Source organism: Vibrio splendidus (genome assembly GCF_002873455.1).
Classification (GTDB): domain Bacteria; phylum Pseudomonadota; class Gammaproteobacteria; order Enterobacterales; family Vibrionaceae; genus Vibrio; species Vibrio splendidus_J.
The window spans coordinates 19,395-44,909 of the sequence record NZ_MCUN01000012.1 but is presented as its reverse complement, the minus strand read 5'-3'; the positions used below and the strand labels follow the sequence as shown (position 1 = coordinate 44,909).

Genomic DNA, 25,515 nt, shown 5'->3' with positions numbered 1-25,515 from the left:
GGTATCAAACCTCCTCATCAATATTCCTGCCGAAGTTAAAATGAGAGTCGCTCTGTTGATAGAGGGCTCTTTTTGCTTCTAATTCAGGAGTGTTTAGGTCGACATGTTGATCGATATAATAAACACCATCTATCTCCAACGTATCAGTAATTGATGGAACTTTTGTTTTCTCACCCATAACTACTTCCTTATTAGCTTTATTGCATAACATCCTGTTAGCAATTTAAGTATAGGTGATCTTGCTCGCATATCTAATTTAGTTTTCGCTCTGTCGGTATGACTCTTTCGCAAGTTGATGTTTTTGCATCTTGTCATAGAGAGTTTTACGCGGAAGTTGAAGCCTTTCCATGGTCTCTTTTATGCTGCCATTACACTCAATAAGCGCTTGCTTTAACGTGTTTTTCTCAAAGTCAGAGACGAGTTCCGTTAGAGATAAATGCTGAGTTGATCCGGCGGTGTTGTCTGATAAATGAGACAGCTTGCCTAAAAGCACGAAACGCTCGGCTGTATTACGTAATTCTCGTACGTTTCCGGGCCAATTGTGGGTTAAAAGTTCGTGCAGCTCTTGTTGTGGAATCGCGGGAGCGGTTTTGCCATAACGAGCCGCTGCGACCAGTAAGAAGTGGTGGAAGAGTGCTGGGATATCTTCTTGGCGACCTCTTAATGGTGGTAAATCTAGAGTGACAACATTGAGTCTGTAATAGAGGTCTTGGCGGAAAGTCCCTTCCTCAGAAGCCTTTTTTAGGTCGACTTTAGTTGCGGCAATCACGCGAATATCCAGCGGTACTAATCCGTTCGAGCCTACTCTTTCAATGACGCGTTCTTGCAAGACACGTAACAGGCGAATTTGTGCCTGCATCGGCATGGATTCTATTTCATCTAAAAACAGTGTGCCGCCTTGCGCAAACTCGAACTTACCAACACGCTTACTTTCTGCTCCAGTGAATGCACCTTTTTCATGGCCATAGAGTTCACTTTCAATCAGGTTTTCAGGAACGGCGCCACAGTTGACCGCAACAAAGTTTTGCTCTCGGCGGCTGCTTTGTTCATGCAGAGAACGTGCGACTAGCTCTTTGCCGGTACCTGTTTCTCCAAATAACAAAATATCGGCGTTAGTGTCGGCAACGTGGGTGATGATGGAGCGCAGCTCGGTCATTGATTGCGTGTCACCAATGATTCTTGGTCCAAGCGTTTTACTGGCCTTGAGCGAGCGCTTTAATTCAAGGTTCTCAAGGGTAAGTTGGCGTTTTTCTATCGCTCGCTTAGTTGTTTCGATTAGACGTTCATTGGCGAACGGCTTTTCAATGAAGTCGTAGGCGCCGTCTTGGATTGCTTGAACGGCCATCGAAATATCGCCGTGACCAGTAATCATGATTACTGGGATCTCTTTGTCTTTGTGCATCACGGTGTTGAGCAGATCATGCCCGGAAAGACCCGGTAAACAGATATCAGTGATGATTACATGGGGTAAGCCGTTCTCTTGAATCGCGAGCAGAGCAGACTCCGCGTCGGGAAAGAATTCGGCATCAACATCAGCAAGCTCAAAGCTTTGCTCAATCGCCATTCTTAAATCGGATTCATCATCAATGAAATAGACGTGACACATAGTGATTCCTTTAATCTTTTATTTTTATTATTGGTGAACATGTACTGGTTTGCTTAGCGACTAATCTGATTCTTTTGGTGGAACGATGGGTAACTCGATACTAAATCGAGCACCGCCTTGTGGGCTATTTCCGGTAACGAGCTTGCCGTTGATTCCGCTGATTATTTGTTGAGAAATCGATAATCCAAGTCCAAGTCCATTTTTCTTGGTGGTGTGGAAGGGTTCAAAAAAATCTCCGCTTGAAGGGGAAGTGAAGCCGGGGCCATTATCATCGACATGAATCAGCAAGGTGTTGGCTTGTTGATGGTCGGATTCCCTAACCTCTAACAGAATAGCTAATTGTTTGTCGTCTTGTTGTTCCATCGCCTGAATTGCGTTGGTCAGTAAATTAATGATCACCTGTTCCAATTGAATGGCGTTGGCGAGCACACAAGCATCAAAGGTTTTAGGGAGTTCGTTGACCTTAACTCGTTCACTCTTGAGTTGTGGTTTCATCAGTTCTTTTGACGAGTGCAATACGGGAAGTATTTGCAACGTATGTAATTCTTCTGCGGTGGATTTTTTTGCAAAAGAGCGAAGCTGGTGGCTGATATTCGCCATGCGATCAGTGAGCGCCGAGATTCGCGATAGGTTGTCATCGACACGATCGGTCTTTTCTTTGGCAAGAAACAGTCGGCCGTTGTCGGCATAACTGCGAATTGCAGCGAGAGGGTTATTCAACTCATGGCTGATGCTTGCTGACATTTGCCCTAACACCGCCAGTTTGGCGGCTTGGATGAGTTCGTCTTGTGTCTGCCTCAGTACATGCTCGGTTTCGATACGATGTTTAATCTCGACATGCAGCTCTGATGTGCGCTCAAGCACTTGAAATTCTAGCTTTTGCTTGGCTTCAGATTGCAGCCTGTCAATTTGGGCACGCCTTTGTTGTCGATGGTGATTGAGCTGCATCGTTAGATAAATAATCGCAAAGATAAGGCTGAGAACTACAAGGTAAGCCACCAAGTCCCACCAAACTAAGTGGGTTGGAGAAAATACTCTGATTGTGAGTTTCGGTTCAGCTAAAAAGCGTGAAGAGCTAAAGAACTGCTCTTGGACGAGTTTGTGTGGTGACTCAATATTACTGGTTGCACTCTCGAAATTACCAGAGAAGTGGAGGCTTTCTATTTTTGTATCGAGATACTGCCTGCTTTCTTGAATTCTAGCTTGTTGTGCCTGGCTCAGCGGCTGAAGGCTTTTGAACAGCCACTCTGGATTACTCGACATGAATACGATTTGGTCTTTATCGTCAGCAACGAAAAAACTCTGTTTTCCTTTCCAACTTGCTTCAATCAGCGATAAATCCATCTTTACGACAATGACGCCAATAATCTCGGCCGCATAAGAGACGGGGTAAGAATAATAATAGCCTCGCTTCCCAGACGTTGAACCTAGCGCAAAATATTGATTTTCATTGCCCTGAATGGCTTCTTGATAGTAGGGACGGAAAGCAAAATTTCGACGAATAAAAGAACGCGGTTGATTCCAGTTACTGGCTGCGATGGTGGTGCCAATGCTGTCTAATAGATAAGTGTCAGACGCTTGAATTACTGAGTTTACGTGTTCTAGATAGCGGTTAGTGAGTTCGATTTGCGCAGAATTACTTGGAGAATTAAGAGCATCGACCAGCTCTTTGTCCTTTGAAAGCAGCTCGGGAATGTGCGCGAACTTGTCCAATTGACTTGAAATATGAACCGAAAAGCGGTCTAGCTTAGATTGATGATCATTTAACAAACTTTCATGACTTGTATTCCATACCCAATGACCGCCAAAGACCATAAGTAGACTGTAAGTGGCCATTAATAGTATTGGGATTCGCAAAGCTTGAAACATGAAGGCTCTCCGCTCATTTCTTTGGTAATCAATCAAGCCTGTCTTCTCTCATTTATGGTAGCAAATAGCGGTAGTTTTTGCTGAAAGGAGAAAGTCGACAGATGGGGCTAGGTTAAGGGTTTGTAACCGGGATTGTTGAAAAAGTTATCGACTCTGAGGGGTAAAACAAGAGCAAGATCTCTTTTTAAGGTTTTTAGCAAAAAAAGCCCTCGATTCCCTTGAAAAAGTCGCTATTGTCCCCATTTCTGTTGTGCTAAGTGATGATTTGATCGTTTTTATATCATTTAGTTGGACGAATTTAGAGCATTCATCATCATGCAGAGGTGAACGGCTCGACAGAGATTAAACAGATCGCTAGAATGTCGCATCTAAAATTTCTGTCCTGAGGCTAATCGGAGATACCTTTCTTGTTTTCGAAAACAAGCTTTACTGCTTTTTGTAAGTACGTGAGAACGTTTTATAACTGCGTGAGAACGTTTAATAAGCATGTGAAGAACGAAGATATCGCTGATTAGTCTGGTGTTTGGTTGAATAATCAATTCAGACATCAATGCTCGATTTTAAATTAGGTGTTCGGATAGAGCACTACACAAGAATGCAGCCAACAACGTCGGCTTTTGAATTAAAGCTAAGTTACGGCTCATATGCTCAGATTACTGAGCCAGTTTTGAGGTTTATATAATGCAAGTTACTGTTGAAACGCTAGAAGGCCTAGAGCGCCGTCTTAATATTACTGTTCCTGCTGCTAACATCGAAGATGCAGTTACAGCTGAACTACGCAACATCGCGAAAAACCGTCGTTTCGATGGTTTCCGTAAAGGCAAAGTGCCTATGAAGATGGTTGCTAAAATGTACGGCAAAGCAGTACGTCAAGACGTGATGGGCGAAGTAATGCAACGTCACTTCATCGAAGCGATCGTTAAAGAGAAAATCAACCCAGCTGGCGCACCTACTTTCGCACCAGTTGAAAACAACGAAGGCGCTGACCTAGTATTCAACGCAACTTTTGAAGTTTACCCAGAAGTTGAGCTGAAAGGTCTAGAAAACATCACTGTTGAGAAACCAGCAGTAGAAGTTAAAGAAGCTGACGTTGAAGAGATGATCGAAACTCTACGTAAGCAACAAGCAACTTGGACTGAAGTTGAAGCTGCTGCTGACGCTGGTTCTCGTGCAACTATCGACTTCGTTGGTTCTATCGACGGTGAAGAGTTCGAAGGCGGTAAAGCTGAGAACTTCCCACTAGAGATGGGTGCTGGTCGCATGATCCCTGGTTTTGAAGACGGTATCGTTGGTAAAACAGCAGGTATGGAATTCGAAATCGAAGTAAACTTCCCAGAAGATTACCACGCTGAAAACCTAAAAGGTAAAGCTGCTAAGTTCTCTATCAAGCTGAACAAAGTTGAAGCTCGTGAGCTTCCAGAACTAAACGAAGAATTCGTTTCTAAGTTCGGCGCAGCTGAAGGCGTTGAAGGCCTTAAAGCTGAAGTTCGTAAGAACATGGAGCGTGAGCTTAAGCAAGCTGTTAAGAACCGCATCAAAGAGCAAGCAATCGACGGTCTAGTTAACGAAAACAACATCGACGTACCTTCTGCTCTAATCGATCAAGAGATCGGTGTTCTACGTCAACAAGCTGCTCAACGTTTCGGTGGCAACACTGAAGCTGCTGACCAACTTCCACGTGAGCTGTTCGAAGAGCAAGCTAAACGTCGCGTAGTTGTAGGTCTTCTTCTTGGTGAAGTAATCAAGACTGAAGAGCTAAAAGCTGACGACGAGAAAGTGAAAGCTATCATCGAAGAGATGGCTACAGCATACGAAGATCCAACAGAAGTTATTGCTTACTACGAGCAAAACGAGCAAATGATGAACAACATGCGCAATGTTGCTCTAGAAGAGCAAGCTATTGATGCAATCATCGCTAAAGCTCAAGTTTCTGATAAAGAAGTTAGCTTCAACGAGCTAATGAATCAGCAACCTGCTTAATATAGTAATATCTGACGTAGAAGGTTGACGTACGGTCAACAATTCTGCTAACAATGGTCCGTATGATTTAATCATTCGGGCCATTTATTTTAGGGACATAAGAATATGAGCTACCAAGAAAAAAATACAATGCCATCGATTATGGACGCACTAGTTCCTATGGTGGTTGAACAGACTTCCCGTGGTGAACGTTCTTACGATATTTATTCTCGTCTATTAAAAGAACGTATCATTTTCTTAACAGGTCAAGTGGAAGACCACATGGCAAATCTTGTCGTGGCTCAACTGCTTTTCTTGGAATCAGAAAACCCAGACAAAGATATCTATCTTTACATCAACTCACCTGGCGGTAGCGTAACAGCGGGCATGTCTATCTACGACACAATGCAGTTCATTAAGCCAAACGTGAGCACTGTCTGTATGGGTCAAGCTTGCTCTATGGGTGCATTCTTACTAGCGGGTGGTACTCCTGGTAAGCGTCACGTGCTTCCAAACTCACGTGTAATGATTCACCAGCCACTTGGCGGCTTCCAAGGCCAAGCGTCTGATATTCAAATTCACGCGCAAGAGATCCTAACGATCAAACAAAAGCTAAACAAACTATTGGCCGAGCACACTGGTCAGCCTTTAGAAGTTGTTGAGCGTGATACAGATCGTGATAATTTTATGTCTGCTGATCAAGCAGTAGAATACGGCTTGGTAGATTCAGTTCTTAATCACCGCGGTCAATAATTGCACGGCAATTGTTTAACGCAAAGTGATTCAAATTGATATACACTCAAGCATAGAGAGTAAAGGCTAAGAGGTTAGCGAATGACAGACAAAAGCAAAGAGGGTGGTAGCGGTAAACTGCTTTACTGCTCTTTCTGTGGCAAAAGCCAACACGAAGTTCGCAAGTTAATCGCAGGTCCTTCTGTTTACATTTGTGATGAATGTGTCGATCTTTGTAACGACATTATTCGTGAAGAAATTAAAGATGTTCTTCCTAAGAAAGAATCGGAATCGCTGCCAACGCCGCGTGAGATTCGTGAGCATCTTGACGACTATGTAATCGGTCAAGAATACGCGAAGAAAGTGCTAGCAGTTGCAGTATATAACCACTATAAGCGTTTACGTAATGGTGATACGACAGCTGAAGGCGTAGAGCTAGGTAAGAGTAACATTCTTCTTATCGGTCCTACTGGTAGTGGTAAAACACTACTGGCTGAAACATTGGCTCGTTTCCTAGACGTTCCTTTCACAATGGCAGACGCAACAACACTAACCGAAGCTGGTTATGTGGGCGAAGATGTTGAAAACATCATCCAGAAATTGCTTCAGAAATGTGATTACGACGTAGCGAAAGCAGAACGTGGCATTGTTTACATCGATGAAATCGACAAGATTTCTCGTAAAGCTGAAAACCCATCAATCACGCGTGACGTGTCTGGTGAAGGTGTACAGCAAGCTCTACTAAAACTTGTTGAAGGTACAGTTGCTTCAGTTCCACCTCAAGGTGGTCGTAAGCATCCACAGCAAGAGTTCTTGCAAGTGGACACGTCTAAGATCCTATTTATTTGTGGCGGAGCGTTCTCTGGCCTAGATAAAGTGATTGAGCAACGTGTAGAAAAAGGTTCGAGCATTGGTTTTGGCGCAGAAGTGCGTTCAAAAGATGAAGCAAAAACTGTGGGTGAACTGTTCACTCAAGTTGAACCTGAAGATCTCGTGAAGTACGGTCTAATTCCGGAATTCATTGGTCGTCTACCCGTGACAACGACATTGACAGAACTTGACGAAGAAGCTCTAGTTCAAATTCTTTGTGAACCGAAGAATGCGCTTACTAAGCAGTACGCAGCATTATTTGAAATCGAAGAGACTGAATTAGAATTCCGCGAAGACGCTCTACGTGCGATTGCTAAGAAAGCGATGGAACGTAAAACGGGTGCTCGTGGTCTGCGTTCTATCTTGGAGGGTGTTCTACTAGAAACTATGTACGAACTGCCATCTTCGACAGATGTAAGCAAGGTTGTGATTGATGAGTCGGTAATTAATGGTGAGTCAGAACCACTATTGATTTACAGCAACTCAGATAACCAAGCCGCGGTTGCAGAGTAGGTCTTTTTTAGACAAGTCACTCAAATTGAAAAAGGAGGTAAGTAATTACCTCCTTTTTTTTATTCTTCCATTGAATCCAGTCGTTTAAGCCCCATATACTGCTTTATAAGTTAAAGCGGAAGAGAGAAATATATGAACTTGGAACGTTCCGAGCGTATCGAAATCCCCGTGCTACCTCTACGTGATGTAGTGGTTTACCCACACATGGTTATTCCATTGTTTGTCGGTCGTGAAAAATCGATTACTTGCCTTGAATCGGCAATGGAAGCTAACAAACAAGTACTACTTGTAGCGCAGAAAGAAGCGGACACTGATGAGCCTTCAATCGACGACCTATTCAACGTAGGTACAGTCGCGACTATTCTTCAGTTGCTAAAGTTGCCTGATGGTACTGTAAAAGTACTTGTTGAAGGTCAGCAGCGTGCAAAAATTCACCAATTTAAAGAAAGTGAATTTTTCCTAGCGGATGCCGAATACGTTGTAACCTCAGAACTTGACGAAAAAGAACAAGAAGTGGTTGTTCGCAGCGCGATCAATCAATTCGAAGGCTTTATTAAGCTAAACAAAAAAATCCCACCAGAAGTTCTAACGTCTCTGAACGGTATTGATGAGGCTGCACGCCTAGCCGATACGATTGCAGCGCACATGCCACTTAAGTTGGTAGATAAGCAGCACGTTCTAGAAATTGCAGATGTGACTGAACGTCTGGAATTCTTAATGGGCCAAATGGAGTCAGAAATTGACATCCTGCAAGTTGAAAAACGCATTCGTGGCCGCGTTAAGAAGCAGATGGAGAAATCTCAGCGCGAGTACTACCTGAATGAGCAAATGAAAGCGATTCAGAAAGAACTGGGCGAGATGGATGACGCACCTGATGAATTCGAGACTCTGAAGAAGAAGATCGAAGATTCAAAAATGCCTCAAGAAGCTCGTGAAAAAACCGAGCAAGAACTGCAAAAACTGAAAATGATGTCGCCAATGTCTGCTGAAGCAACAGTAGTACGTAGCTACATCGATTGGATGGTTGGTGTTCCTTGGGCTAAGCGTTCAAAAGTTAAGAAGAATTTAGCGAAAGCGGAAGAGGTCTTGAATGAAGACCACTACGGCTTAGAGCGTGTTAAAGAACGTATCCTTGAATACTTGGCAGTACAAAATCGAATTAACAAGCTAAAAGGTCCAATCCTTTGTCTTGTTGGTCCTCCTGGTGTAGGTAAAACCTCGCTAGGCCGTTCGATTGCAGCGGCAACGGGCCGTAAGTACACTCGTATGGCTCTTGGTGGCGTACGTGACGAAGCGGAAATCCGCGGTCACCGTCGCACGTACATCGGTTCACTTCCGGGTAAACTGATCCAGAAGATGTCTAAAGTTGGCGTTAAGAACCCACTGTTCCTATTAGATGAGATCGATAAGATGTCTTCTGATATGCGTGGTGACCCATCTTCAGCGCTTCTAGAAGTATTAGACCCTGAGCAGAACGTTGCATTCAACGATCACTACCTAGAAGTAGATTACGATCTGTCAGATGTCATGTTTGTTGCAACATCTAACTCAATGGACATTCCTGGCCCGTTACTGGACCGTATGGAAGTGATTCGTCTGTCGGGTTACACAGAAGATGAAAAGCTAAACATCGCTAAAAGTCACTTACTGGACAAACAAGTTCAACGTAATGGTCTTAAGCCTCACGAGATTAATATCGAAGATTCAGCTATCGTCGGCATTATTCGTTTTTACACGCGTGAAGCGGGTGTGCGTAACCTAGAACGTGAAATCTCTAAGATCTGTCGTAAAGCAGTTAAGAACATTCTGCTAGACAGCAGCCTTAAGTCTGTAACGGTTAACATAGATAACCTGAAAGAGTACTTAGGCGTTCAACGTCATGACTTTGGTAAAGCGGATGAGAGTAACCGTATCGGTCAAGTGACTGGTTTAGCGTGGACTCAAGTTGGTGGCGACTTGCTGACTATCGAAACTGAATCCATGCCAGGTAAAGGTAAGTTAACGCAAACCGGTTCTCTTGGCGATGTGATGAAAGAGTCGATTCAAGCAGCCATGACTGTGGTTCGTTCTCGTGCGGAAAATCTGGGTATTAATACCGATTTTTACGAGAAGCGTGATATTCACGTTCACGTACCGGAAGGTGCAACACCAAAAGATGGTCCGAGTGCGGGTATCGCAATGTGTACTGCATTGGTATCTAGCCTAACAGGTAACCCTGTGAAAGCTGAAGTCGGTATGACAGGTGAAATTACCCTTCGTGGTGAAGTTTTACCTATCGGTGGCTTGAAAGAAAAACTGCTTGCAGCACACCGTGGCGGCATCAAAACTGTCTTGATTCCTAAAGACAATGAGCGTGATTTGGAAGAGATTCCAGACAATGTAATCGCTGACTTAAAGGTGATTCCGGTCCAATGGATTGATGAAGTACTTAAAGTCGCGTTAGAACGAGATCCGTCAGGGGTCGAGTTTGACGTGAAAAAATAGTGATGCATAGCAAAAATAAGTAAAGAATTACGCTGATAGACCCGAAAAGGCTTGTCAGCGTTTTTTTTGGACGCTAAGTTATTTGACTAAAGCGGCAGCCCTTTTGCAATAAGGCTTGCGGCTAAATTAAAACCAAAATGGAACGTACAGTCATCAAGAAGTAGTCACAGATGACACATAGGGGAAAAACAGTGAATAAAACACAACTAGTAGAATCAATCGCAGAAAACGCAGACATCTCTAAAGCTTCAGCTGGTCGCGCTCTAGACGCTTTCATCGAAGCAGTTGGCACAACGCTACAATCAGGTGATCAAGTTGCACTTGTTGGCTTTGGTACTTTCAGTGTTCGTACTCGTGCTGCTCGTACAGGTCGTAACCCAAAAACTGGTGAAGAGATCCAAATCGCAGAAGCTAAAGTACCTGGCTTCAAAGCAGGTAAAGCACTTAAAGACGCATGTAACTAATTTTCACTGCTGAAACCTCGATTTTAGAGAGGGGAAGGCAGTAAAATGCGTTTACTGTTTGAACAATGATGTTTCATTCTTAGACAGTATGTGTGCAAAGCACATTGAACTTATTTAAATTATGCGCATCCTACTGATGCGCATTTCTTTTTCTGATAATATCGCGTGAATAGATTTTTATTTTGAAGCCAATACTTCATATCCGGAGAGCACTTAAATTATGATGGATCGATTACGCGAAGGCGTGAATAGCATCGCGGTAAAAATTATCCTTGGGTTGATTATCCTGTCATTCGTATTCGCAGGTGTAGGCAGCTACATCACCGGTGGCGGTAACAACGCAGCAGCTAAAGTTGGCAACACAGAAATTGCTCGTGGTGAGTTCGAACAAGCTTACCAAAACGAACGTAATCGTATGCAGTCTCAACTTGGCGATTACTTCGCTCAAATGCTTGCAGACCCTGCATACGTAGAGTCTTTCCGTAAATCAGTACTTGATCGCATGATCAATGATGTTCTACTTGAGCAGCAAGCTGAGTCACTAGGCCTACGAATCAGTGATTCTCAAATCCGTACAATGATTCTAGAAATGCCTCAGTTCCAAACTGCTGGTCAATTTGATCAAGAAGTTTACCAAGCAGCACTGCGTCGTGCTGGTTTCAGCGCAGAAAGCTTCGCTGAATACATGCGTCGTGACCTCATGCGTAACCAGCTTGTTACTGCGCTTCAAGGCAGTGAGTTTGTTCTTCAAGGCGAAATCGATACTCAGAGCAAGCTTATTGCTCAAACTCGTGACATTCGCACAGTGACCTTATCTGTTGCTGATCTAGCAAAAGACATTGAACTAACTGATGAGCAAATTGAACAGTACTACTCTGAGAACCCTCAAGCTTACACTCGTCCAGAGCAAGCTAAGGTGTCTTACATCGAGCTTTCAGCTGAAGCACTTAAGTCTCAGCTTGAAGTAAGCGATGAAGAAGCACAGAAATACTACCAAGAGCACCTAGACAAGTACTCAACTGAAGAGCAACGTAAAGTTAGCCACATCCTAGTTCAAGGTGATGACGAAGCGAAAGCTCAGTCAATCCTAGACGAGCTAAATGCAGGCGCTGATTTTGCTACGCTAGCGGAAGAGAAATCTGACGACTTCGGTAGTGCCGATGTTGGCGGTGACTTAGGTTGGATTGAACGCGATGTTATGGACCCAGCATTCGAAGATGCGGCTTTCGCTCTTGAGAATATTGGCGATACGACTGGCCTAGTTAAATCTGATTTTGGCTACCACATCATCAAGCTAGACGAAATTAAAGCGTCTCAAGCTCAGCCTTACACAGAAGTAGCCGCTGAAATTAAACAAGAGCTACTAGACCAGCGTGCTGTAGATCAGTTCTACGAACAGCAAACTGAGCTAGAAAAAGTAGCGTTTGAATTCCCAGATTCTTTGGATGATTCAGCAGAAGCTATCAACGCGAAGATCACAACAACAGACTTCATCTCTCAAGTTGACGCTCCAGAAGTTCTGATGACGCCTGCCGTTATGCAAGCTATCTTGAGCCCTGAAGTGAAAGAAGACGGTCTGAACTCTGAAGTTATTGAAGTTGCACCTGAGCACGTGATTGTTGTTCGTGTAGAAGAGACTCGCGACGAGACAGTTCTTCCTCTAGCTGAAGTGAAAGATCAAGTTGTCGCTGCATTGTCTGCTGTACAAGCTGAGCAACAAGCAGTTGAGCTAGGTGTTTCTCTAGTGAACGAGCTTAAGCAAGGTAACGAAGCAGTACTTGCAGATAACAACCTTGAGTTCACTGAACTTGAAACGATTGACCGTAACTCGCCACTAGCGGCGTCTGTATTCGCTCTAGCGAAACCAGAAGCAGGTCAAGCTGTATTCGGTCAATCTAAAGACCAAAACGGTAACATCGTTGTTGTTGAGCTCTCTAAAGTGACGGCTGAAATCAACCCAGCTTACAGTACTCAAATTGGTGCACAGTTAGAGCGCGTTGGTAACCAGCAAGACCTTACTAATGTATTAAACGTACTGCGCAAAAACGCAGACGTTGAATACTACGTAGTGGGTCAAGGTCAGTAAGCGTTTGATTATCTCAGTAGTAAGGTCAACTTGATGATTTGCTACTGATAATCAAAGCATGGTTATTGCTCTGTAAAAGAGATTTGCGAGCCAACAAACAAGCTGATGAAAATAAGATGTATAACGAAGCGGGTCACTTTGGTGACCCGCTTTATTTTTATCTGGTGATTGTGTTATCTAGTGCGGCAAATGCATAAATTACGTTTTTTGTTCAAAGGAACGGTTTATGCGCACGATATATTCAACACTACTTCTTTCATTTCTGATGGCCCTGAGCTCCCCAGCGTTCTCTGATAGCCCAACTAAAGCTGAGCTTTACGATGGCATTGAGATTACGGTAAACATCAATACCGCGACGGCGGAGGAGCTATCAGCGCTATTAGTTGGTGTAGGGGACAAGAAAGCCCAAGAGATCGTCGATTACAGAGATCAAAACGGTGCGTTTACGACTGCTGATGATTTGGTGAGTGTGAAAGGGATAGGCGAAGCCACAGTTGAAAAAAACCGAGATAGAATTCAACTTTGATCCGTTTTCCTATTTGTTAGAAACGAAACGATAGATATGAAGCCTCCGGCCAGTGCACCGGCTAGGTGGGCTTCAATCGCGACACGAGCATTAATCAGTTCGCCAGTTGTACTCGATGGACCGACAAGCTGCTCCCAAGCGATTTTAGCGACTAATCCTAATACTAACAGCCAACTTGATCTCCTACCGTTTAAAGCCTCACTGAGCGCGAATAAGCCAAACAACCCATGCAAAGTGCCAGATAGGCCAACATAGATCTGAATACTCGAAAACAGCAGAGCGATCCCAGTCACTAAACTAATGACAAGCAGAGCAAGAACAAGCTGTTTTTTACTCGGTTTAAACAGATAGCTGATGATCCACAAGCCTGCTAAATTCATCAGAAGGTGTGAGTGGTTGGTATGTGAAAAGTTTCCTGTTAGGATCCGCCACCATTGCCCATCGGCAATTGCATTTTTATCCCATACGACCCAAGCCTGCACAGGCTCAAGTTGGAATAAAACGCATAAAAGTGAAGTGAAAATTAAAACAGGGTACACATTAAATCCATGTCTCGTTATTGCCCCCAATGCAGTAAAGCGTTGAAAGCTTGTATTTGTCAGTGGGTTACACCACTCGAATCGAATGTTGAGCTTATCATTCTTCAGCACCCATCAGAAGAGCATCGCCCGATGGGAACTGCGCGTATCCTCTCGTTATCTCTAAATAACAGCGTGACGCTTGTCGGTGAAGATTTTTCAGACAACGAACAATTGAACGCATTGCTGGCCGATGAACAGTACCAACATGTAATTTTATACCCAAGCGAAAACTCTGTTTCAGTTGAATCTGCGACATGTCCAAGCAAGAAGCTGCGTGTAATTTTATTGGATGGGACGTGGAAGAAGGCGTTCAAGATGTGGCAGGTGTCAAGTAACTTGCATGCGCTGAGCACGGTTCACTTACCGAAAGATCTCAAGGGTAATTATCGAATCCGTAAAGCGCCAAGTGAAAACAGCCTTTCAACCGTTGAAGCTGGCTATCATTTGCTTAGCTTGTTAGAGAGTGATGGTGACTTTCGCCCTTTGCTAACGGCATTTGACCAAATGATTCAGTTTCAAATCAATCAAATGCCGCCTGGCGTGTTTGAGAAAAACTACTTAGATTAAGCCGTCTCTGTAGAGTGAGTCAGGAATTAAAATTCGGTATGAGCTGAGAACAATTGCAGATGCATTTTCTGCGCAAGATCATCGGTCATTGATGAGATGTAATCGGCGATCACGCGCATCTTTCTAGACTCATCTTGATGTTGTAGCCATTGCTTCTTGATAGGCAGTGGCAACAAACGTTCAGGATCGGCGCTGAACGCCTCAAACATGTCCATGATGATTTGCTGCCCCTTGTATTCAATGACCTGAACTTGAGGGACTTGGATAACAAACTCGCTAACGAAATGTTTCAGCTTATCGAGTGTGGCATCCATGCTCGGTTCGAGCACGGCATTGTAAGCGAGCAGTACATTCTCAAAGTCTGCATCCACTCGTTCAATCGAAATACTGGTCAACAGTGCGTTGACTATCCCACCAATCGCATCCTTTCGACGATACTGCTCACCAGAGAAAAGCATCTCTGTAATTGAATCTAAGTGCTCACAAATCCAAGGGTCAGCCATTTCTCTGAGCTGAGGGTATGCAGAATCGACCCATTGAGCTTTAGTCACTGAACCTAGCACAATCGCATCTTCCAAATCGTGTACGCCATAGGCGATGTCATCGGCAAGCTCCATGATCGAACAGTCAAGTGACTTATATTTGGTTCTGTTGTGCTCAAGTGGCTCGGTGTGCGTTTTTCTTTTCTGTTTTAGAAGCTGCTGATCGTTGCTTGAAAGCGGCTTAAGCACCCAGTTAAACAAATCTTCATCATGATCATATATGCCTTTTGTTGGCATCCAATCTTTGGCTCGTAGCTGCCGTTGGTGTTTAACGGGCTCAGACTGCAATTTCGCTTGAACCTCACTAAGTAGAGAAGGGTACTTAATGAGACCCAACAAAGTGCGTCGAGATAGGTTCATCCCGTGATGTTCAGTGTAAGGCTCAAGTTGCGTGACAATTCGGAATGTCTGAGCATTGCCTTCAAAGCCACCGTGGTCACGCATCATGTAGTTGAGTGCGACTTCACCACCATGCCCATAAGGAGGATGGCCAATATCGTGTGCCAAACACAGTGAATCAATCAAACTATCTGAAGGCAGTAGTTCTCGGAACTTAGGTTGCTTCTTTTTAAGTTGAGCAACAATGCCTGTGCCAAGTTGAGCGGCTTCTAACGAATGGGTAAGGCGTGTGCGGTGGAAGTCGTTGACGGTGGTACCGTGTACTTGAGTTTTGGCTTGTAGGCGACGAAAAGCCGCAGAGTGAAGCACCCGCGCACGATCGCGTTGATACGGGCTACGATGGTCATCACGTCTTATTTTATGTTCATCGTCATTTCGATGTTGCCATTCTTGTTCGAGTTCAAATGGTGGTTCGTGAGGAGAAGTCAAAATAACACCTATCAATCTGATTTTACGGAGGTCATTGGCTCAATTATATAATAAATATACATCTAGCTGTTTTATATCATTCAATGAAAAATAGAAAGTAAGAAGATAGAGCTCAATTTGTATTGCTTCTTTTGAAAGAAATGAAAGTAAGTTATGTATATTCTAATGTTGATTAAGGTTGCATAAGATATGTTGAAATTGGAGTGTGTTTTGTAGATCACTTGACGGTTAAGTGTACGTGGTCAGCGATGTATTACTGCGGTGAAGAGAGAGCGGTTTTGGTGTTGAAAAAAAGGTGGTTATCTCCAGATTCCCACCTTAATCAAAGCTCCTTAAAAAAACGGTTACTACATTAATTTATCGGCGTTATGTCATCAATTTCCTGGACTTTTCTTACATCAAGTTCAAGGTGTTGGATATGCGAATTGTTAGCTGAAAAATCAATGTTATTAAGATCAATCATTCTTACTTTTCGATTGTGCTGAGTATGGTAGTAATACTTCAAGTTTTTACTATCAGCAGCGCTTGTCCAAATAGTCGAACTTCTCATGCCATCTAACTGACCACTTTCCGCAGCAGGCCCCTCAGCTGCACCCAAAGGTAAATTAAAGTTGTCCATGATGCGCAAGACTTCATAGACAGTCTCATCAGCATCGGCTGTTTCTCTAGCTGTTTCAGTAAACGCTACGGCACGAATGAATCTTGATGGTGGAGTAAAGTCGCCAGGGAGGTTAAGGAAGCCAGTACCAGCCCCAATAGGTGCCAAATCCACATTTTCAGAACCGCGCACTAGTGTTTTTGTCGGTAATGCTGCACCTGTCAAATTGATGTAGTTGCGTAGATTCGTCATATGCCAATCAAAGCTAGGGCTGTTTGTTAATGCTCGGGTTGGGTTGTCAAATATTGCGAGCTTTCCATTTAAGTACTCAACGACAATGGCCTTTCCGCTGGCATCGATAACAGTTAAGTGAATTGGAGCTTCAATTCCCAGGGCTGGCTCAATGATTCCAACCACTTGAACTTTGTCCAATCCTTCTTTAACTTCGTCTACCGTTGAGAATGAAGTGAGTACGTAGTTGACGATCTCTAACGATCCAATAGTGTGATCTGAGTTTGACGGGTTATATTCTGGGTACTTGGCGACACCCGGGTGGTATAGCAGCCCAACGACTAAACCTTGCTCGTTCATACCATCCATCATGTAATCTTTTTGAATAGCATCAAGTGCAACGGCACCGTATTTCGCTTTCCAACGCATTCCTGGTTTACCATCCGGAGTGCTGCCTTCAAATTCATACCCACGTGGAATAATAGCAACCCTCGAGTGAAGGTCAAAAGTACCCCATTCCATTGTTCTACCGTAAACAACAGCACCATCTTGTGCTTCAAGAGCAATACTTGTACAAGCAAGCACTGCTCCAACGTGCAAAGCAGGAGCAAGCAAGCTGATAAGCCCTATCTTTTTTGCAATTTTCTTGAATTGATTCATTGGATTTTTCCTCTACGTAAATTCGATATTGATAACTTTCGATATTGATAACTAATGAAACAAACGTATAGGAAGAGCTCGTAATCAATTGCTTGTGGCAAGGTTGCCAAGGTATCGCATCGAATTAACTCAGCAAGACGCTGTTTCAAAACATAACCCAAGTGCCGACTTGTAATATTGAAGGCTGGTTATTGATTTAGTGTGAGGATTCTAATGAGTAGTGACGGTAAGGTGCAAAGCGCTTGATTTGTTTTACGGGGGATAATCCCCCATATACATAGAATTAGCTTTTTGCTGACTTGGATAGTATCAAAGGAATGTTTTTAATTAACCAAAGTTTTGCCTTTCCCATTGTTTGGTTATGTCGCCAAATTAACAACCGACGCAATGTAAAAGGATGATTTGTATCTAGATGAATAGGTGAAAGCTCTTGCTGATACAAAAAAGCCTCCTCTAAAGTCCCCAATGTCCAAGATTCTTTCGTTCTTACAATCTGAAGCGCGCACTCTCGGGAAAAGACTCGATGTGTTTTTTCAAAACGATCATTACGAAAAACACTGTCCATTCCTGGGAAAGAAATCAAAGGCGTTGAACGCAAATCTTGGTGTTTAACTAAGCCCGATTTATGGGGGAGTGCATTTGCATTGATGAGTGGCACAAGTTCTAAATTGTCAATATGAGCAAGGTGATACTCATCTGAGATATTATTATTTTGAAATAATCGAATATTGATATCGACGTCGCCGTTATCAAGGAGGTTATCCAGTTCAAAAGTTGAGTGCTGTCTCCAGTGGACTGAGAGGTTCGGAAATTGTTGGGTGATCAAGTGATGGAGGTCCGCTATTTCGGAGTTTGATACGAAATAGTCGACACCAACTACAATCTCAGATTCAAGTCCTGCAGAAAGGTCAGTACTGAACTGGCAAAAAGATTGGTAGTTATGGAGCAATGTTCGAGCTTTATTATAAAGAGCCTGGCCTTCGGGTTTTAGCAATAGCTGACGGCCATTTCGTTCAAACAGTTCGAAGCCGAGGTCAATTTCTAAGTTGGAGACTGCTTGGCCAATAGAGCTTCTGTCACGTTTTAAATATCGAGCGGCTGCAGTGAAAGACCCTTTTTCGACAACAATAATAAAGTAACGTAAATGTTCAATACTTGGTGAAGTCATAGAGATTAACAATCTTTAATTTTCTAAATAATATGATACTAACGTAAAATGAAGTTTAGCTATCTTTCAAATATGTTAGGGAATCTTACCCGGATATCTTGTCAAATGTTGTTGTACAGCTATCACAAAATATCTCCATGAAATCATTCACTTCGGGCATCGTTTCAATAAGCTTTTCGATTCTAAGCTCCAGCCCTTCTTTCACATGTAAGAATTCATCATTGTTGAACCTAAGTTCATTTAAAGATTTGATATATGCGGCCAGAATATCTGCAGCCTTCACGATAGACTTGTAATCATTATCAACATTTTTTTGAACTAATAAGTCATTGAATTCGTCCTGAAGATCCTCAGGGAGTGTTTCTAAGCACTCTTGCTCTGCAATATCTTCAAGCTTCTTGAATGCCGCTGTAAATTCCGGGCTATGATATTTGGTCTTTGAATTCATATCTTGAAGCTTGGTTTCTGATATTTCATGATAAATAGCAATTACAGCGGCTTTTTCTGGGCTTAAATTACCCCCGTAACGTTTGTTCTTAATAACGGTTAGTAGGTGGGCGATCACTGATACTTGGTGGGAGTGCTCTGAGACGTTCTCTTCTTGAAAGCAATGCATCAAGGCCCAACGTTTGATTAAAGGCATTCGTGTTACCCATGCCATGAATGTACTTTGCTTTTTCATAATCATCCTTTTTAAACAATGCTCCACTCGTACTTGTATTCAACACAAGTTATACGAGACAGCGGATACAAAAAAGGCTCCTAAACAGGAGCCTTTTAAGCATAGAAGTGATTGATTACAAGTTAAAGTCTTTTAAAACAGCAAATTGTAGTCATTTCCCTTCGGGTTCATTAATCGGCAGTGAGCTCGTCTTGACTGTAAGTCTGCAAAAAGCGCTCAAGACGACCAATTGCGATTTCTAGATCTTCAATGTGCGGCAGAGTCACGATGCGGAAGTGATCCGGTTTGGGCCAGTTAAAACCGGTACCTTGAACCAGTAGCACCTTCTCTTGCTTAAGAAAATCGAGCACAAACTTCTGATCGTCTTTGATGTTGTACATGTTGGTATCGATCTTAGGGAACAAGTACATCGCGCCTTTTGGCTTCACACAAGAAACCCCTGGGATCTTGTTAATCAATTCCCACGCGCGGTCACGCTGTTCAAGCAATCGACCGCCTGGAAGAATCAACTCATTGATACTTTGATAGCCACCGAGTGCGGTTTGGATAGCGTGTTGCATCGGAACGTTGGCACACAAACGCATCGAGGCCAGCATTTCTAGTCCTTCAACGTAGCCTTTCGCTAAGTGTTTCGGACCCGTTAAGAACATCCAACCGCCACGAAAGCCACACACACGGTAAGCCTTAGATAGGCCGTTGAACGTAACCATTAATACGTCTTCAGCTAGTGTTGCAACTGAAGTGTGTACCGCACCGTCGTAAAGTACTTTGTCGTAGATTTCGTCGGCAAAGATAATCAAACCATGCTCACGAGCAATCTCAACCACTTGTAGTAGGAAATCTCGGCTGTATACCGCACCTGTTGGGTTATTTGGGTTGATCAGTACAATGCCGCGTGTCTTAGGTGAAATCTTCGCTCGCATGTCGTCTAAATCTGGATACCAATCGGCATCTTCATCACACATGTAGTGAACCGGTGTGCCACCAGAAAGTGCAACAGACGCTGTCCATAGTGGGTAATCCGGAGCAGGAACTAAGATTTCATCACCATTATCCAGTAGCGCCTGCATAGACATAACGATAAGCTCTGATGCGCCGTTACCAATGTAAACGTCTTCGACATCAAGGTTACGTAGGCCTTTTTTCTGGTAATGCTGAACAACCGCTTTGCGGGCTGAATAGATGCCTTTTGAGTCGCAATAACCTTGAGATGTCGGTAGGTTACGGATTACGTCAACAAGGATTTCATCAGGGGCGTCAAAACCAAATGGGGCGGGGTTACCAATATTAAGCTTCAGTATTTTATGCCCTTCTTCTTCCATGCGCTTAGCATGTTTGAGTACAGGCCCCCTGATTTCGTAGCATACATTGTTGAGTTTTGACGACATCCCGATATTTTGCATTGCCGATTTCCTGAAATTAATTTAAATACTTTATTAAAGTACCGCAAAATGGGGTTTGATAGAATAAAAATCTGATGAATGTCGCATTTCAGTGTCACGTTTGGTCTTTTTGTTGTCACTCTTTTCTACATTTTAGTTAATCGCTTTATTTGTTGTTGGCTAAGATGAATAAAGAGGCTGGATCGCTTAAAATCACAGGAATGTTCAAAAGATATAGTACATTCTTGATCTAAGTGGGTGCTGCCCATAAAGTATCAAACTAATATAATAATAATTTAGATGTGAACGAGGTCGATTTGTCACATTTCCAGCAAACTATCTCCGCTTTGATTGAGCGAGTACAAAATGCCCAAGCAAGTGAAGTTCGTTGTGTTGAAGTTCTAACGCAAAAACCATCGTTTGCATTTATAGAATGGCTTCATGCTCAACCGCTCTTTCCAAAGTTTTACTGGCAGTCACGTGACACTCGTGAAGAGGTCGTCGCGCTCGGTCAACTACATACTTTCTCTGATCCCGCTCCTGCGTATGCGATTCTTGGTGAAGACCAACGAATTTGGGGTGGACGTTCATTTGACGGACATACCGCAAAAAACCGTCGTTGTATGGAATCGTTTTTCTTTCTTCCTCAGGTTGAATTAATTCGTTTTGACGACACTTGGTCGCTGGCGGTTAATTTGTCTCCTGATCGCGTTGCTTCCATTAATGCTTTGAATAAGCTTTCTGTAGAAGCGGCGATATTGGTGCCTTTGTCTGCTCATATTGAACAGATCAACCATGTGCCAGAAAGAGAGCAGTGGGGCAACCTTGTCGATAAAGTGCTGAAAGGCATTAGTGATGAAGAGTACAAAAAAGTCGTTTTAGCACGCAAAACCACATTGCAACTCGATGCTCCGATTTGTGCCGCTCAATTGCTTAAAGCCAGTTACCTACAAAACCATCACAGTTTTCATTTCATGTTGGTATTGGATTCTAAGCACAGCTTCATTGGGTCTACACCAGAGCGACTGTATAGCCGATACGGCACTGAGCTCAACACCGAAGCATTGGCAGGAACCATTGGTCGTGGAGAAAACGCAACAGAAGATATGGAGTTAGCGAACTGGCTTTCTCAAGACAGTAAAAACCTTAATGAGAACCAGTATGTGGTCGATGACATTGTTGAGCGTCTTACTCCTCACTCTCAAACGGTACACGTTGAAAAAGAAGCGCGTCTTGTGCGTTTGCGTAAGGTGCAACATTTGAAGCGTAATATCCACGCTCAGCTCAAGAATGGCGTTAACGGTGTTCAGTTGCTTGCTGCATTGCAGCCGACTGCTGCGGTGGCAGGTTTACCCCGTAAAGAGGCGATGGACTTCATACTTGAACATGAACCGTTTGCGAGAGGTTGGTATGCAGGTTCTGTTGGCTATATCAGCCATCAACGAGCGGAATTCTGTGTCGCGATTCGCAGTGCATTGATTGTAAACGATCAAGTACAACTGTTTGCGGGTGCTGGGATCGTGCCGGGATCAGTTGCTGAACATGAGTGGCAAGAGCTGAATAAGAAGATGTCGACTCTGCTAAGCCTAATTTCAGATCACCCACCTTTGGGTGTGGCGTCATGAACCACGACCAAGCCGTATTAAACAGAGTTTGGTGTCACACATTACTTGAAGAACTAGCCCGCAGTGGCGTTGAACATGTTTGTGTTGCACCAGGCTCGCGCTCAACACCATTAACACTCGAAGCCGAAGCCAATCCAAAACTGACGCTGCACACGCACTTTGATGAGCGTGGGCTTGGTTTTCTTGCGTTAGGTTTAGCGAAAGCCAGCGATAAGCCAGTTGCCGTGATTGTCACCTCTGGTACTGCTGTTGCAAACCTTCTTCCTGCGACGGCTGAATCTGGACTGACACGAGAGAAGCTGATTTTGCTGACCTCTGATCGACCTATCGATTTAGTCGACTGTGGCGCCAATCAAGCCATTCAACAACAGGGTATCTTTTCTTCCCATGTTGAAAGTGCTTTAAATCTACCAAGTCCAACCACACAGATTTCATTGAATTGGCTTCTGACATCAGTTGATAACGCGCTAGCGAAACAACGCAATGTTGGCGGTGCGATTCATATCAACTGTCCGTTCCCAGAGCCTCTATATTCTGCGAATAGCGCGGAAATGTATGCGGAATACACATCCAGTATCTCAGGGTGGAAGTCGGGAACAGGTTGTTACAGCCAAACGTTTTTACCTAATCAAGTGAATACACAACCGATTGCTCCAGGTGAGTATCTTGGACGCAAGGGTGTGGTTATTCTCGGTTCGCTAGATATTGAACAAGCGACAAAAGCTCAGCAGTTTGCCACTGCATTAGGTTGGCCAGTTTTTTGTGACCCTCAATCAGGTGTCACAAGTGATTGGAAACATTATGATCTGTGGATGCAGAGTGACGTAGCTAAAGCGCAACTCAACCAATGTGATTTCATCCTTCAGTTCGGTGAGCGTATTGTTTCTAAGCGCCTTAATCATTGGATAAAGTCGCAAGCTTCATCATTCTGCTCATCACAATACATTGTTGTGTCGCCAGATACGCACCGAATCAACCAAGATCATCTGCCTCAAACCCATATTGTTGCTGATATCGAGTCATGGGTGTCAGAGCAGCATTTACCCACCTTGTTAGGTCAACATGCAGGTTGGGCAGCACCTTTGGTCGAAATCGCGAATACGGTTCAACAATTGGCATTAGCGCAAATATCCAATAATGATCAACTGACCGAGTTGAGCGTTGCAGTTGACTTGTCGACTAGACTTAAAGACAGAGAGTTGTTTGTGGGAAACAGCTTGATGGTAAGGCTGATGGATATGCTGTCATCAATATCTGCAAACCAAGTTTACAGTAATCGTGGCGCATCGGGCATTGATGGCTTGGTAGCAACGGCTGCGGGTGTGGTGAAAGCCAACCAAAACCCCTTGATAATGTTGATTGGCGATACCTCTTTGCTTTATGACCTCAACTCACTGGCTCTGCTGACTCACAATGTAACGCCGATGGTGATTGTTGTGACCAACAATGATGGCGGTGCGATCTTTGACTTGTTGCCTGTTCCTGAGCAACAAAAACAATCTCTATATCAAATGCCCCATGGTTTCGGTTTTGAACATGCCGCTGCGCAATTCCAGCTTGGTTATGCGGCGCCAGAAACTTTGAATTGCTATCAAACGATTGTCGAACAACATTTCGAACAAGGTCAGGGTACCTTGCTCGTTGAAGTTAAGACGCCTCCCGAACAAGCGTCTACTTTGCTGAAACAATTCAGTTCAATGCTCACCGAGGCATTAGCCTAAGGACTTTACATGCTTTACTCCAATTATTACCCAGCTGTACAAGAATCTTCTGACAAACCTTTGCTTGTTTTTTTACATGGTTTACTCGGAAGCGGGGATGATTGGAGCGCATGTCATCCATATCTAGAGGATTTTCCTCGTCTTTGCATAGATTTGCCCGGGCACGGACAAAGTCGCTTTATCGATCCGGTAGGCTTTGATCATTGCTGCAAGAAAATCGTTCAGTGCATCACTTCTCAACTTGCTCTCAACGATCTTCCTGCAGATTACCCTATCGTGGTGATTGGCTACTCTATGGGAGGCCGGCTCGCCATGTATGGGGTGACAAGCCCTTGCTTCGAAACGCTCAATCTTGAGAAAGTCATTATTGAAGGTGGCAACTTTGGTCTGGAGCGTGATGAAGAACGAGCACAAAGGTTAGTACATGATACGCAATGGGCTGTCCGCTTTGCGCAGCAGTCGATTGAAGATGTTTTAGACGATTGGTATCAACAAAGCGTCTTTTCTTCACTAAATCATGAGCAAAGACAAACTTTGGTCATAAAGCGTAGTGGTAACCTTGGAGTATCCGTAGCAAATATGTTGTTATCTACTTCGTTAGCGAAGCAACCGGATTTACGTGCCACATTGAAATCTCATGAGCATCAATTGCATTATGTGTGTGGTGAAAAAGATCGTAAATTCATGGAGCTAGCTGAGAATAGTGGCTTTGAATATAGTCAGGTTGATTACGCTGGTCATAATGTTCATTTCGAGCAACCAGAGTTGTTTTCTAACCTGATCATCCAATGTATCGCCAGTCGTCGCTAAACCGACTGAGCGGTTCTCTCGTATCAAGCACTATCAAAAGCAGAGCAACACCGTCACGACTATTCGTTAGTCGTGGTCTCTAATAGAACAATGGGAATCACCATGGCTAAAACAGTAGGCATCACAGAAGAAGAACTTTACGCAGCAGTTAACTGGCGCGATGAAAGTAGTCAATTTGAAGATATTCAGTACCACAAGTCTGACGACGGTATTGCGAAAATCACGATTGCTCGTCCTCAAGTCCACAATGCGTTCCGTCCACAAACCGTAAAAGAGATGATCAATGCACTGGCTGATGCTCGTTATGACGAAAAAGTTGGCGTAATCATTTTGACGGGTCTTGGTGAGAAGGCGTTCTGTTCTGGCGGTGACCAAAGTATTCGTGGTGACTACGGCGGTTATCAAGATGATTCAGGTACACATCACCTGAACGTACTTGATTTCCAACGTCAAATTCGTACTTGTCCAAAACCAGTTATCGCAGCGGTATCGGGTTGGGCTGTAGGTGGTGGTCATGTTCTTCACATGATGGCAGACCTTACAATCGCAGCTGAAAACGCACAGTTTGGTCAGACTGGTCCTAAAGTAGGTTCATTCGATGGCGGATGGGGTGCTTCTTACATGGCTCGTATCGTTGGCCAAAAGAAAGCGCGTGAAATCTGGTTCTTATGTCGTTTCTACGATGCTCAAGAAGCATTGGACATGGGCCTAGTAAACACAGTCGTCCCTGTTGCTGATCTAGAAAAAGAAACTGTTCGTTGGTGTCGTGAAGTGCTTCAACACAGCCCAATGGCGCTGCGTTGCTTGAAAGCGGCACTCAATGCTGACTGTGATGGCCAAGCCGGTCTTCAAGAGTTGGCGGGTAACGCCACCATGATGTTCTACATGACAGAGGAAGGCCAAGAAGGTCGCAATGCGTTTAACGAGAAACGTCGACCTGATTTCGACAAATTCCCGCGTAACCCATAGCCTTTTCCTCTTCAGAATGAGTCGCTAAATAGCGGCTCGTTT

Annotated in this window: 21 protein-coding genes and 1 pseudogene; 13 read left to right on the top strand and 9 right to left on the bottom strand. The window is 43.8% G+C overall.

Going from position 1 to position 25,515, the window contains the following annotated elements:
• Positions 1 to 4 precede the first annotated feature (4 nt).
• From BCU75_RS24425 to BCU75_RS11735, 3 genes are all read right to left on the bottom strand, one after another.
• Complete coding sequence (locus BCU75_RS24425; RefSeq protein WP_198593418.1) at positions 5 to 178, bottom strand: hypothetical protein; 174 nt, start codon at positions 176 to 178, stop codon at positions 5 to 7.
• A 78-nt stretch (positions 179 to 256) separates the two neighbouring features.
• Positions 257 to 1,606, bottom strand: coding sequence for a sigma-54-dependent transcriptional regulator (locus tag BCU75_RS11740; protein ID WP_102473968.1), 1,350 nt, complete (start codon positions 1,604 to 1,606; stop codon positions 257 to 259).
• Between the two features lie 60 nt (positions 1,607 to 1,666).
• On the bottom strand, positions 1,667 to 3,475 hold the full coding sequence (locus BCU75_RS11735) for a sensor histidine kinase (RefSeq protein ID WP_102473967.1): 1,809 nt from the start codon (positions 3,473 to 3,475) through the stop codon (positions 1,667 to 1,669).
• Between the two features lie 163 nt (positions 3,476 to 3,638).
• Between BCU75_RS11735 and BCU75_RS24835 the strand changes: the two are divergent.
• The 8 genes and pseudogenes from BCU75_RS24835 to BCU75_RS11700 form a co-directional block, all read left to right on the top strand.
• Positions 3,639 to 3,821: pseudogene (locus BCU75_RS24835) on the top strand (hypothetical protein); the annotation flags it as partial.
• 335 nt (positions 3,822 to 4,156) lie between these two features.
• Positions 4,157 to 5,455, top strand: a complete 1,299-nt coding sequence (gene tig / locus BCU75_RS11730) for a trigger factor (RefSeq protein WP_004736079.1) — start codon at positions 4,157 to 4,159, stop codon at positions 5,453 to 5,455.
• A gap of 105 nt (positions 5,456 to 5,560) precedes the next feature.
• Positions 5,561 to 6,187 (top strand): ATP-dependent Clp endopeptidase proteolytic subunit ClpP, encoded by a 627-nt coding sequence (gene clpP, locus BCU75_RS11725; protein ID WP_004736080.1) that lies wholly within the window; start codon positions 5,561 to 5,563, stop codon positions 6,185 to 6,187.
• Positions 6,188 to 6,268: 81 nt separating this feature from the next.
• Positions 6,269 to 7,549 carry an ATP-dependent protease ATP-binding subunit ClpX gene (clpX, locus tag BCU75_RS11720; protein ID WP_076678055.1) on the top strand — a complete coding sequence of 427 codons (1,281 nt, stop codon included), beginning with the start codon at positions 6,269 to 6,271 and terminating at the stop codon, positions 7,547 to 7,549.
• A gap of 132 nt (positions 7,550 to 7,681) precedes the next feature.
• The gene (lon, locus tag BCU75_RS11715; RefSeq protein WP_102473966.1) at positions 7,682 to 10,033 is read left to right on the top strand and encodes an endopeptidase La; all 2,352 of its coding nucleotides are present in this window, start codon (positions 7,682 to 7,684) and stop codon (positions 10,031 to 10,033) included.
• A 170-nt stretch (positions 10,034 to 10,203) separates the two neighbouring features.
• The gene (locus BCU75_RS11710) at positions 10,204 to 10,497 is read left to right on the top strand and encodes an HU family DNA-binding protein (RefSeq protein WP_012604504.1); all 294 of its coding nucleotides are present in this window, start codon (positions 10,204 to 10,206) and stop codon (positions 10,495 to 10,497) included.
• 220 nt (positions 10,498 to 10,717) lie between these two features.
• Positions 10,718 to 12,583, top strand: a complete 1,866-nt coding sequence (gene ppiD, locus BCU75_RS11705) for a peptidylprolyl isomerase (protein WP_102473965.1) — start codon at positions 10,718 to 10,720, stop codon at positions 12,581 to 12,583.
• 226 nt (positions 12,584 to 12,809) lie between these two features.
• The gene (locus BCU75_RS11700) at positions 12,810 to 13,109 is read left to right on the top strand and encodes a ComEA family DNA-binding protein (RefSeq protein ID WP_102465942.1); all 300 of its coding nucleotides are present in this window, start codon (positions 12,810 to 12,812) and stop codon (positions 13,107 to 13,109) included.
• Here BCU75_RS11700 and rrtA read toward each other — a convergent pair.
• A complete protein-coding gene (gene rrtA / locus BCU75_RS11695; RefSeq protein ID WP_102465943.1) occupies positions 13,100 to 13,648 on the bottom strand; it encodes a rhombosortase in 549 nt (182 codons plus the stop codon). The genes BCU75_RS11700 and rrtA overlap by 10 nt on opposite strands.
• Positions 13,649 to 13,657: 9 nt before the next feature.
• Between rrtA and BCU75_RS11690 the strand changes: the two genes are divergently transcribed.
• Positions 13,658 to 14,257, top strand: coding sequence for a tRNA-uridine aminocarboxypropyltransferase (locus tag BCU75_RS11690; protein WP_102473964.1), 600 nt, complete (start codon positions 13,658 to 13,660; stop codon positions 14,255 to 14,257).
• A gap of 26 nt (positions 14,258 to 14,283) precedes the next feature.
• Here BCU75_RS11690 and BCU75_RS11685 read toward each other — a convergent pair whose 3' ends face one another.
• The 5 genes from BCU75_RS11685 to BCU75_RS11665 all read right to left on the bottom strand — a co-directional run bounded on the left by BCU75_RS11685 (position 14,284) and on the right by BCU75_RS11665 (position 20,369).
• Complete coding sequence (locus BCU75_RS11685; protein WP_102473963.1) at positions 14,284 to 15,627, bottom strand: anti-phage deoxyguanosine triphosphatase; 1,344 nt, start codon at positions 15,625 to 15,627, stop codon at positions 14,284 to 14,286.
• A gap of 352 nt (positions 15,628 to 15,979) precedes the next feature.
• Positions 15,980 to 17,116, bottom strand: a complete 1,137-nt coding sequence (locus tag BCU75_RS11680; RefSeq protein ID WP_102473962.1) for a linear amide C-N hydrolase — start codon at positions 17,114 to 17,116, stop codon at positions 15,980 to 15,982.
• A 283-nt stretch (positions 17,117 to 17,399) separates the two neighbouring features.
• On the bottom strand, positions 17,400 to 18,284 hold the full coding sequence (locus tag BCU75_RS11675; RefSeq protein WP_102473961.1) for a LysR family transcriptional regulator: 885 nt from the start codon (positions 18,282 to 18,284) through the stop codon (positions 17,400 to 17,402).
• An 85-nt stretch (positions 18,285 to 18,369) separates the two neighbouring features.
• Positions 18,370 to 18,966 (bottom strand): 5'-deoxynucleotidase, encoded by a 597-nt coding sequence (yfbR, locus tag BCU75_RS11670; protein ID WP_076678047.1) that lies wholly within the window; start codon positions 18,964 to 18,966, stop codon positions 18,370 to 18,372.
• A gap of 170 nt (positions 18,967 to 19,136) precedes the next feature.
• Complete coding sequence (locus BCU75_RS11665) at positions 19,137 to 20,369, bottom strand: pyridoxal phosphate-dependent aminotransferase (RefSeq protein ID WP_076678046.1); 1,233 nt, start codon at positions 20,367 to 20,369, stop codon at positions 19,137 to 19,139.
• Between the two features lie 296 nt (positions 20,370 to 20,665).
• Between BCU75_RS11665 and BCU75_RS11660 the strand changes: the two genes are divergently transcribed.
• The 4 genes from BCU75_RS11660 to menB all read left to right on the top strand — a co-directional run bounded on the left by BCU75_RS11660 (position 20,666) and on the right by menB (position 25,473).
• A complete protein-coding gene (locus BCU75_RS11660) occupies positions 20,666 to 21,973 on the top strand; it encodes an isochorismate synthase (RefSeq protein ID WP_102473960.1) in 1,308 nt (435 codons plus the stop codon).
• Positions 21,970 to 23,694, top strand: coding sequence for a 2-succinyl-5-enolpyruvyl-6-hydroxy-3-cyclohexene-1-carboxylic-acid synthase (menD, locus tag BCU75_RS11655; RefSeq protein ID WP_102473959.1), 1,725 nt, complete (start codon positions 21,970 to 21,972; stop codon positions 23,692 to 23,694). Before BCU75_RS11660 ends, menD begins: the two co-directional genes overlap by 4 nt.
• Before the next feature lie 9 nt (positions 23,695 to 23,703).
• The gene (gene menH, locus BCU75_RS11650) at positions 23,704 to 24,504 is read left to right on the top strand and encodes a 2-succinyl-6-hydroxy-2,4-cyclohexadiene-1-carboxylate synthase (RefSeq protein ID WP_017110064.1); all 801 of its coding nucleotides are present in this window, start codon (positions 23,704 to 23,706) and stop codon (positions 24,502 to 24,504) included.
• Positions 24,505 to 24,606: 102 nt separating this feature from the next.
• Positions 24,607 to 25,473, top strand: coding sequence for a 1,4-dihydroxy-2-naphthoyl-CoA synthase (gene menB, locus BCU75_RS11645; RefSeq protein WP_010439547.1), 867 nt, complete (start codon positions 24,607 to 24,609; stop codon positions 25,471 to 25,473).
• Positions 25,474 to 25,515 lie beyond the last annotated feature (42 nt).